We start from the raw sequence: 9,523 nt of genomic DNA on the forward strand, positions 1-9,523 counted from the left end.
TGACATGGGCTATGACCTCGTCGGCTGGGATGTTCGAATAAACAACCCTTGGCCGCGCGAGGGCATAGACCTCTCACGTTCTGCCCCTTCACTTTCTGCCTACAAAAATGGCTGAACTATAGTCTAGACGCTGATAAGATGGACTACCTGCTCAGGGACAGTTACTTCTGCGGCGTCAAGTATGGCGTCTACGACATTGACCGCGTGATGAGCAGCCTCGTTCCCATAAGAGAGCCGGACAACAAGTCCTCCGTGGGCATCAAGTCGGATAGCGTATGGGCAGTCGAGCAACACCTGATGGCGAGGTACCACATGACGGCCCAGGTATACCGTCACCGTGTGCGTCGCAGCACAGACATCCTACTGGCGCGCGCTATTCTTCTGGCGGCGGAAGAAGGAATTGCTAATATCTCCGCACTCTTCACCTACGATGGACCAAGCGCCGCCTTCTGTTCACGTTGGCTAGAATACGTGGATAATCGCCTGCTCGACGAGATTCTGGAGCGCGGCGCAAGCTCGAGAGCGAGACGACTTGTATCCGCACTACGGCTGCGGAGACTCCCTTCGCACGTCTTCACGAAGCCGTTGCGAGAGTTTCACACACTATATCAGGGGAGCCTCAAGGACCGGAAGGAGCAGGACGCGCTCGAAGAGAAGATAGCAAATGCCTGTTCCTTGGACAGGGACATGGTTGTGGTGGATCTAGTTCGAACCGAGCCGCCGAGGCCGTCGTCCTCGGAGCCTTCGATTGACCCGCAGGAGATTCTCGTTGACGACGGAACAGACGAACCTAAGCGATTCTCCGATGTGTCGACTATCTTCACCGGGAACCCGCTGACCGGCAAGGACGACGTCACAGTATATATCCCGCTCGGCCCGACTGCGGGCGCGAGACGCCGAGCGCGAAAGAAAATGGAACCTCTGGTTATGGACGCAATCGAAGCACGAGGGAAGGAGGTTCTGAATGGACGTTGAGGATATTGTCGTAGGCATTATCGATGCTAGCGGCGGAGAGCTTCACGGGAGAACGTACCTGCAGAAGGTGACGTATTTCGCTGCCAAGCGCCTCGGCGTTCAGGCCGGCTTTGAGGCGCACTATTATGGTCCATACAGCCGTCGTGTCAGCGCCGAGGCTGACAGTCTCGTTTCAAGAGGCATTCTATCAGAGGTTCGAGAGGATTTTGGAGCGCATGGGTCACCGGGTGACGAGCAGGTTCGGTACACATATCAGTTAACACCCGAAGACGGGAAACGCTATCTCGAGTTCCTAAGGGCCATCCCTGGATCTGTTGGCCCGGAGTTAGCCCAGTGCGTGAATCAGATTCGCAGCACGGGAGCCGATTATCGCCAACTCTCGTGCGCGGCCAAGATTGATCACATCCTGACAGCCGCTGGCGGCAGGATTACTCGGAAACGGGCCAAGGAAGAGGCTCAGAAGCTCGGCTGGCGTCTGTCCGACTCAGACATTGAGACCGCCGTAACAATCCTTGCGAAGCTTGGCCTCATCAAGCGGCGCTAGGCCTGCTGCGGCAAGGCGAGCCCCGTCTCCGACGCTCCCAGCGCGGATGAATGGTGTGCCGGCCCCCCAGTGAATGCTTCGCAAGTAGGTCGGTTGCCCCAGTACAGGGCTGGATCGCTGCCATGAAGATCACCGTCATTGGTGCCATTGTTTACGATGAGATCATCACCCTCGACGGGGCGCGCCGCGAGTCGTTCGGCGGCATCACCTATAACCTGGCCGCCCTGTCGTCCATTGTGGACGACGGGGTGGAGTTGCATCCGCTGACCAATGTCGCTGAGGATCGCTGGGAAGGGGTGATGGAGCTGCTGGCGCGCTATCCGCTGGTGCGCGCCGATGCGGTGGCGCGAGTCCCCGGCAAGCTCACCGCCACGCGCCTGGTCTATACCAGCCCGACCTGGCGGGAGGAGACCGTGCTGCACATGATGCAGCCGCTCACCCCGCAGCGCGTGACCGCGGCGTTCGACGCCGACGCGGTGCTGGTCAACTTCGTCAACGGCACCGAGATGGACCTCGACGCCTTCGTCGCCCTGCGCGAGGGCGCGCGCGGCTACCTGCACGTTGACATCCACAGCAAGGTCGCGCACTGGGACGAACACGGCAGGAAGTCCCACGCGCCGTTCGCCGATTGGCGGGAATGGGTGAGGCGAGTGGATGCTGCGCAGATGAACGAGTTCGAGTGCGAGCAACTCATGGGCCGCAAGCTGAGCACGCAGGACGACTACGTGCAGGCCGGGGCAGAGATCGTGGCGGCGGGGGCGCCCATCGCCCTCATCACCCTGGGGCCGCAGGGGTCGGTGCTGGTGTACCGGCGCGAGGACGGCATCTACTGGGTGGCCACCCCGGCATTACGCGTTGACCGGGTGGTGGATGCCACCGGCTGCGGCGATTCCTTCTCCGCCGGCTTCACCTGGAACTACTTGCAGTCGCGCGACCCGGTGCAGGCGAGCGCCGCGGCCAACATCGTCGCCGGGATCAACTGCACCATCGCCGGCATCGGACAACTTGAGGCCGCGCGCGATGCGCTGGCGCAGATCCCCACCGCCTTCCCCGATCTCCACGCCAAGATCATCTCCGGCTGGCGGGGAGAGCGGGTGGAGGGATTCTGAGCCGCACCGCACGCAGAGAAGAGATGCATCACGCAGAGAGAAGCCGCCGCAAGCGCCGATTGACGCTGATGCCAGAGAGGTGCGGCGTGTCGGAGCGAGATTCTTCGCCCCGGCAAGCCGGGGCTCTGAATGACACCGCCGTCGCCTGTGCTGTTCACCTACGCTCGGGATGGCGAGCGCCCCCCCGGCGTGTCATTCCGATTGAGCGTAGCAAGAGAGGGATCTTGGCTTCAAGGACCACATCAAGTCGTAGGGCAGGCGTTCCGACCCAACCGCCGACCAGTATTGCCTGCGGGAGACATTCGCCAAACGCTCGTTGATCCAGGGATCCCTCAGCCCGCGTGTATGGACGCGCGCAGTAGAAAGGTGATGTCCACAAGCAAGTGAGTGACCGCCGGCGCGATCAGACTCTTGCGCCAGAGGTAAACGACGCCAAAGGCGAGTCCACCCCCGAAGGCCCAAGCCATTCCCGTCGATCCCTGATAGGTGTGCTCAATGGCGAAGGCCGCCGCCGACAATAACAGCGCTGGCCAAATCTTTCCAGTCACCGCGTGGAGACGCAGAAGCAGGTATCCGCGAAAGAAGGTTTCCTCGGTCACAGCCACGACCACCAGGTAGAAGAAGGCGAGCACGAATTGCGGCCAGCCCGCGGGCGCGGGGAGTTGGGGCACACGCCATCGCTCGGACCGTCCGAGCACCGAGAGCAGCGCCGCAAACATCGTCCACGCCAGTCGCAGCGGCCCGACCAGTGCAATCCCCAGGGCGATCTCTCTTGCCGCCTTCGCCGCCCGCCAGCCGATGGAGCTGAGCGGCTCGCCATTGCGCCACAGGAGGAAGAAGATCAGGACGAGCAGGGCGAGATATCTCGTGATTGAGGACACCGCGACCAGCGGGAAGGTCCAGTCCCCGCGATGATCGCGCACGAACGCCGCGAGGAGCATCTGAGGCAGAACCAGGAACAGCAGCACCGACACCTCGGCGAGCTGCACCTTGCGGCTGGGTCGTGTATAACCTCCTTGCTCGGTCTCGCTGGCGGTCGCGCCATCTATCACGGCCAATACCCCATGCGATCCCTCTACTCCGCGCGGCTCGAGCCGAGCGCCCGGTCTTGCGGCCTCCCCGCCGGAGGTTTGCCTCCAATGCCGGGCGGGCAAACGTCGGCGTCCATCGGCGGTCGCTTTCGTCGGTCAACAGGGACACAGCCGGGGGGGGATTCGACCCGCTCAGGGCGGGCGGGCTGTGCTCCACCCAATTCCCCTCTGCGTTCTCTGCGTCTCTGCGGTGAGATTCATCTTCTGCCCAGGATCTTGTCCATCGCCCGCGAGGTCTCCTCGATCAGATAGCGCGGGAAAGCCGGGCTGATGGGCCCGACCTCGGCGATCAGATACCCGTCGTAGCCGATTTGCCCGAGCGCCGCCGTCACCGCCGGGTAGTCCACGTCGCCGTTGAGCAGGGTGGTGAAGTTGAGGGGGCCGGTAAAGGTCGGCCCGCGCTGGAAATCCTTGATGTGCACCTTGCAGATGCGCTTGCCCAGGATGCGAATCCACTGGTCGGGATAGCCGAAGAGCAGCACGTTGCCGACGTCGAAATACGCCTGGACGTAAGGATGGCCGATGTCGTCTATGAAACGCGCGAACTCCAGCGGGCTGTAGAGGAACTTGTTCCACACGATCTCGGGGCCGATGATGACGCCGTGGTCCTCCGCAGTCGCGGCGCATTCCCGATAGACGGCGACCCCGCGCTCATAGGCCTCATCGTAAGGCATGTCGGGGGTAACGGTGCCGGGGACGCTGAGCACGACATCGGTCTCCAGGAGCTGGGCGAAGCGCAGGCTGGTCGCCAGCAGCTCCTTGGCCTTGTGCGCCAGCGCCGCATCGCGCGTGACCAGGGGATACTTCCAACCGATGCCCATGGCGAAGCTGGCGATTTCGAGGCCGAGATCGTGAGCGTAAAGCCGCAGGTCCTTGACCTGCGCGGCGCTCCAATCCGGCGACATCTCTCCCTCTTCCCTGAGGTCGAGCTCGATGCCCTCGAAGCCGGCCTGCTTCGCTTGTTGCATGATCTCCCGCAGCGGCAGGCCGCCGGGGAAACACCAGATGCTGATTCCTTTTTTCATGTTCTTGCCTCCTGAATGTGGGGCTGCCGTCGTGGCGATAGGATTCGCCGCGCTCGTGATCGCTCCCTCTGTGAGCGGCGTAGGGAAAACCAGGTGGACGGTTTGCGGGCGAGAACTGTCCCCGAACGGGGATTGTTCCCGCCCGGCAGCGGCGGCGGCGCCGGGACGGCAGGAGCGACGAGCCAATGCGGGGTAACTGTGGAGGGGCGGAGGTCCACCCCGGGGGAGCGCCCCGGGGTCTCGCGTACGCTTGCCATCAGGTTCGCAATACCGGCGGCGGCGCCGAAGGGGAGAACAAGGGAGATGAGGGCCAATCGGACACTGCAGCGGCTGCGAGACCGGCAGATCGTGGTCGGCACCATGATCGCGGAGTGCGCAGCGCCGGAGGTGGTGCGGGCGCTGGCGCGCGCGGGGTTCAACTTCGTGATCGTTGACAACGAGCACGGGGCGTTCGACCTGGAGGCAAACGCCGGGATGTACCGCGCCGCGCGAACGACGGAGATGGAGCTGCTGGTGCGCGTGCCGGACGCGCAGTATCACCTGATCGCGCGCACGCTGGACGCGGGGGCGGACGGGGTAATGGTGCCGCGGGTCGAGGCCGCGGAGCAGGCGCGCCGGGCGGTGGCGGCGATCAAGTATCCTCCCGCCGGCCAGCGCGGATGCTCCCAGCGCGCCATCCACACCGACCAGGAGCCGGTGCCGCTCCGGGAGTATACCGAGCATCTCAATGCCCACACCATGGTCATCGTGCAGATCGAAACCCGCGCCGGGGTCGAGCGCGCGGACGAGATCGCAGCGGTGCCGGGGGTGGACGTAGCGTTGATCGGGCCCGCCGACCTGTCGGTGTCGCTGGGGGTGCCGGGGGAGATCGAACACCCGTTGATGGAGGAGGCCATCGGCCACGTGCTGGCGGCGGCGCAGCGGGCGGGGGCGGCGGCGGGCATCCATTGGAGCGACGCCGCGTTCGTCAGTAAGTGGAAACAGCGGGGGATGCGCTGCCTCATGTATTCGACCGAGATGGGGTTCCTCGCCGACGGCGCGCAGGCGGGGGCGGCGGCGATCCGGGGACCGCAATAGTACTGCAACGAGAGCTGCGCTCAGGGGTTTCTCCTCAAGCAGAACTTGCCAGACCGGCAGTAGCGCAGGCTCGGTCCCACATTCAAGTGCGTGCCCGTGACTCCTGCGCACTAACCCCGAACCCTGTCTCGTGCGAATGGCCGCTGAATCACAAGTCTCGTTGCAGTGTTCGCCGTGGCGATGGATGGTGCCCGCGTACGGCCGCGGCCGCGCGGTCTTACGCGGCACCCTCATTTGTGCCCGTCGAGGTGCTTAAGGTACGCGATGAGGTCGCTCAGGTCCCGCTCCGACATCTGCCAGCGCGGCATCAGCAAGTCGAGCTCCTTGCCGTCCGGTTCGACTCCCTGGGTGATGGCGCGCTTGATAGCGGCGTCGGTGTAGGCGTAGTGCTCATGCGCGCCCTCCTCGTGCTCCACCGCCGGGTGCTCTTTGCCGGTGAGGACGTCGTAGCGGATGTCGGGGGCGAGCTGGCGGCTGGACATGATGGGCACGCCGCCCTTGCCGTCGCGGCCGTGGCAGTTGACGCACGACCCGCCGTGCATGGCAAGCCACGGCGGCCCGCCGGTGAAGGAGATGCGCTCGCCTTCGTCATTGGTGGCGATGAGGTAGATGCGTTCGCCGTTGGACTCGTACTGGGCGTCCGCGGGCGGGGGTGAGCCGCCCTGGGGCCCCATCATGCCTGGCCCCATCATCCCACCCGGCCCGGCGCGGCGGGCGACCATGGCGCTGCCAACGACGAAGACGATGACCGCCAGCATCAGACAGGCGATGGCGGCGGCCAGCAGCGTCCATGATTTCATCGGTCTATTCCCCCAGCTCGCGCTTCATCTGCTGGTACTGCTCGTGGGTGATCTCGCCGCGGGCGTAGCGCTTCTGCAAGATCTCGAGCGCGGTCTCCCCGGCGCCGGCGCCCTGAACGCGAGCGCCGCGGCCTGCGCGCTCGACCAGGAACCACACGAAGAAGACGACGCCCGCGATCACCAGCACCCAGAACAGCAGCATGATCATTATCGCGCCGATCTCCCACCCACTCGCTCCATGCATCCATCCGTCCCACATGATTATGCCTCCTCGGCGTTATCGCTTCCCCTGCGGCCGCCGCGCAACGCCGCCATTGATGGGGGCGGGTCAGTCAGTCGGCGGGACGGCCGGCGCGCCGGCCGCCTCAGGCGCGGGCTTTGGGTCGGGCCGCCAGCTCGTCGGCGTGATAGGCCCGCGCGCCCTCGACCATGCGGGCGACCTCCTTTGCGGGCGTATCGTCCGGGACACTTACCGCGTAATAACTGCCGCCGGGCAGCGAGCGATCGTCCAGTGCGGCAGCGAATTCAGCAAGCTGACAGCCCTCAAAGTGCAAAGGGAGGTCAAAGGTTTGCCGCCGGACCTCGATCCGGCAATCAAAGGCGCGGGGGGCGTTGGGATCGTCGCAGAAGCGCAGTTGCGTCAGGTTCTGCAGTTGGCCGGCAAGCGGCACCAAATGCATCCCTCGGGTGTGGATGTACAACGAGCCGCCGCCAAACCGGTTCAGGATCTCCTGCTTATACCGCAGGCCATATGCCGCGAAAAGCTGCGGACTGCACATGACATCGGTGTCAGTGTCGAGCGTCGGCTGCAAGTGCTGGGGGGCGAGCCACGCATACTCGCGATCGCCATATACGGCTACATTGTAGTCTATAACGATATCGCGCCTGAGCTCGAAGAGCAGCGACGCCGACTCCAGACCGAGCTGGAACAGGTCGTCCACAAAGGGCGCGCCGTCCGCCAGGTCCAGCAGCGCTTGGGTTTCGCCGCGCATCGCGACCAGGAAATCTCCGCCCTCGAGAGCATGCAGTAGAATGATGGCAAACGGCTTCCTCGCATGAGCCACGAAATAGCGCAAGCCGCTCAGCACTTGGCGGATGAATGCGTTGTCCGGATTGCACGCCAGCCGGGCGACATCTTCCGCACCCGAGACGATAGCGGTGTTGTAGGTGATAGTGTGCTTGGGGGTGCTGTATTGGATCACCGGCGCATCAAACATCGCCCCCATCACTCCGCACCCAAACTCGCAATCAGGCATGAAGATCGGTATGCCGCTTGTATCATCGTCGATCTCATCCCAGGGATGCGAAGACGTGTCAACGTGGTCTTCCATGGACTTCAGCAGTCGCGGTATATCGTCGTAGAGTGGAGGCTGGTCAGGGGATAACTGGCCCTCAAGCACAGAGATGGGCGTGCGGAAATTGGGTCGCGAGAACCCCACCAGGATCTGGTCTCCCATCTCCCTGTGCCACAGCGAGATGCACCGCTCCATGGCCCGCTTCCTGAGATGCTCGGGTTTCACTTGCGCCTCCCGATGTGCTGCAATGCTTTTCGCCGCGCCCGCGCCGGCTCCCTGCGGCCATCCCGCACACCCTCCCCCCGCCGGATCTGACGCCCGCAGCCGGTCTCGGCGGTGATGGCCCGGCTAGCCGCGTCCGTACTCAGCCATGCACTGCCGCCGCGCGCGCGACGTCAAGGTTGGCGCGCACCTACCCAGGAGCTCCGTCCTTAGCGAGCCTTCCTCGAAACGCAATGACTTTAGGATCGGGACGACCTCTCCCGCCTTCGCGGGTTTCGTAGCCCAGCTTCCGCCTGCGCGGGCGACGAAGTTCCGCTACGGCGGACGAAGGCGTCGTCGGGCGAAGTAGCCCTACTTAGGGAGAGGCGTTGCGGGCCACTCGACAGTTATCAGCCGGACCGCCGCGGCTGAACCTCTGAATCACGCGCAGGAGAACCCCGGGGCCGACAGAATAGTGTAAGGATGGCGCGGGCCCTTAGGGGCCCGCTACTTCACTGCCCCGAGGAGGGTTTGGGATGGCCAAGATACCGATCGCTTTGCAGCTCTATTCGGTACGCGAGGACTGTGCGCGCGATCTGCCGGGCACGCTCCAGGCGGTGGCGGCCATGGGCTACGCGGGCGTCGAGTTCGCGGGTTACCACGGGCGCGACGCCGCCGAGCTGCGCCGGATGCTCGACGACCTGGGGCTCAAGGTCGCCGGCACCCATCTGCATGTGGACGCGCTGGTGGGGGACGAACTGGAGCGCACCATCGAGTTCAACCGCGCGCTGGGCAACACGTTCTTGATCTGCGCCGGGCTGCCCAAGGAGCGCTGCACCTCGCGCGCCGCCTACCGGGAGGCGGCAGGACTGTTCAATCAGGCGGCGGAGCGGGCGGCGGCGGCGGACATGCGCGTGGGCTTCCACAACCACATGCGCGAGTTCGAGCCGTTGGACGGGGAGCTGCCCTGGGACACCTTCTTCGGCGCGGCCAAGCCGCAGGTGGTGATGCAGGTGGATACCGGCAACGCTCTCGCCGGCGGCCAGGAGCCGGTCGAGCTGCTGGAGCGCTACCCGGGGCGGGCGACGACGGTGCACCTGAAGGAACACGCGGGTGACGGCCGCGCGGTGGTCATCGGCGAGGGCGACGTGCGCTGGAACGATGTCTTCCGCCTGTGCGAGACCACCGGCGGCACCCAGTGGTACATCGTCGAGCAGGAAAGCTACGCCCATCCCCCGCTGGAGTGCGTCAGGATGTGCCTGGACAACCTGCGCAAGATGGGGAAGTGAGGCGCGGCGAAGCCTATGCGCTCGCCCGCGCCTGGTGAACCATTCGGGCTCAGTTTGCATCTTACCTATTGGAGGCGCATTGTGCGTCTCGGGGGCGTCGAAGGGCCTGGCGCAGGA

Annotated in this window: 10 protein-coding genes; 5 read left to right on the plus strand and 5 right to left on the minus strand. The window is 64.6% G+C overall.

Annotated features, from left to right (window positions below; all coding sequences use genetic code 11):
* The first annotated feature begins 138 nt into the window (after positions 1-138).
* From VM221_10215 to VM221_10225, 3 genes are all read left to right on the plus strand, one after another.
* Complete coding sequence (locus VM221_10215; protein HUT75190.1) at positions 139-975, plus strand: hypothetical protein; 837 nt, start codon at positions 139-141, stop codon at positions 973-975.
* Positions 965-1,519 (plus strand): hypothetical protein, encoded by a 555-nt coding sequence (locus tag VM221_10220; protein ID HUT75191.1) that lies wholly within the window; start codon positions 965-967, stop codon positions 1,517-1,519. The genes VM221_10215 and VM221_10220 overlap by 11 nt, the downstream gene beginning before the upstream one ends.
* 122 nt (positions 1,520-1,641) lie before the next feature.
* Complete coding sequence (locus VM221_10225; protein ID HUT75192.1) at positions 1,642-2,628, plus strand: carbohydrate kinase family protein; 987 nt, start codon at positions 1,642-1,644, stop codon at positions 2,626-2,628.
* Positions 2,629-2,960: 332 nt separating this feature from the next.
* Here the strand turns inward: VM221_10225 and VM221_10230 are convergent, their stop codons facing one another.
* Positions 2,961-3,680: a CPBP family intramembrane glutamic endopeptidase gene (locus tag VM221_10230; GenBank protein HUT75193.1), complete on the minus strand. Its 720-nt coding sequence runs from the start codon at positions 3,678-3,680 to the stop codon at positions 2,961-2,963.
* Between the two features lie 236 nt (positions 3,681-3,916).
* Positions 3,917-4,744 (minus strand): sugar phosphate isomerase/epimerase family protein, encoded by an 828-nt coding sequence (locus VM221_10235; protein HUT75194.1) that lies wholly within the window; start codon positions 4,742-4,744, stop codon positions 3,917-3,919.
* 303 nt (positions 4,745-5,047) lie between these two features.
* Here VM221_10235 and VM221_10240 point away from each other — a divergent pair, with 303 nt between their 5' ends.
* Positions 5,048-5,821 (plus strand): aldolase/citrate lyase family protein, encoded by a 774-nt coding sequence (locus VM221_10240; protein HUT75195.1) that lies wholly within the window; start codon positions 5,048-5,050, stop codon positions 5,819-5,821.
* A 230-nt stretch (positions 5,822-6,051) separates the two neighbouring features.
* Here VM221_10240 and VM221_10245 read toward each other — a convergent pair whose 3' ends face one another.
* The 3 genes from VM221_10245 to VM221_10255 all read right to left on the minus strand — a co-directional run bounded on the left by VM221_10245 (position 6,052) and on the right by VM221_10255 (position 8,111).
* Positions 6,052-6,621, minus strand: a complete 570-nt coding sequence (locus VM221_10245; protein ID HUT75196.1) for a cytochrome c — start codon at positions 6,619-6,621, stop codon at positions 6,052-6,054.
* 4 nt (positions 6,622-6,625) lie between these two features.
* Positions 6,626-6,880: an SHOCT domain-containing protein gene (locus tag VM221_10250; GenBank protein HUT75197.1), complete on the minus strand. Its 255-nt coding sequence runs from the start codon at positions 6,878-6,880 to the stop codon at positions 6,626-6,628.
* A 106-nt stretch (positions 6,881-6,986) separates the two neighbouring features.
* Entirely contained in the window at positions 6,987-8,111 is a 1,125-nt protein-coding gene (locus VM221_10255) for a hypothetical protein (protein HUT75198.1), read from the minus strand.
* A 542-nt stretch (positions 8,112-8,653) separates the two neighbouring features.
* Here VM221_10255 and VM221_10260 point away from each other — a divergent pair.
* Positions 8,654-9,406 carry a sugar phosphate isomerase/epimerase gene (locus VM221_10260; GenBank protein HUT75199.1) on the plus strand — a complete coding sequence of 251 codons (753 nt, stop codon included), beginning with the start codon at positions 8,654-8,656 and terminating at the stop codon, positions 9,404-9,406.
* Positions 9,407-9,523: the final 117 nt, after the last annotated feature.

It is taken from the genome of Armatimonadota bacterium, assembly GCA_035527535.1.
Classification (GTDB): domain Bacteria; phylum Armatimonadota; class Hebobacteria.

Coding starts and splice junctions, on each gene's coding strand:
- VM221_10215 (HUT75190.1), top strand. CDS start 139: ATGGACTACCTGCTCAGGGACAGTTACTTCTGCGGCGTCAAGTATGGC.
- VM221_10220 (HUT75191.1), top strand. CDS start 965: ATGGACGTTGAGGATATTGTCGTAGGCATTATCGATGCTAGCGGCGGA.
- VM221_10225 (HUT75192.1), top strand. CDS start 1,642: ATGAAGATCACCGTCATTGGTGCCATTGTTTACGATGAGATCATCACC.
- VM221_10235 (HUT75194.1), bottom strand. CDS start 4,744: ATGAAAAAAGGAATCAGCATCTGGTGTTTCCCCGGCGGCCTGCCGCTG.
- VM221_10240 (HUT75195.1), top strand. CDS start 5,048: ATGAGGGCCAATCGGACACTGCAGCGGCTGCGAGACCGGCAGATCGTG.
- VM221_10245 (HUT75196.1), bottom strand. CDS start 6,621: ATGAAATCATGGACGCTGCTGGCCGCCGCCATCGCCTGTCTGATGCTG.
- VM221_10250 (HUT75197.1), bottom strand. CDS start 6,880: ATGTGGGACGGATGGATGCATGGAGCGAGTGGGTGGGAGATCGGCGCG.
- VM221_10255 (HUT75198.1), bottom strand. CDS start 8,111: ATGGAGCGGTGCATCTCGCTGTGGCACAGGGAGATGGGAGACCAGATC.
- VM221_10260 (HUT75199.1), top strand. CDS start 8,654: ATGGCCAAGATACCGATCGCTTTGCAGCTCTATTCGGTACGCGAGGAC.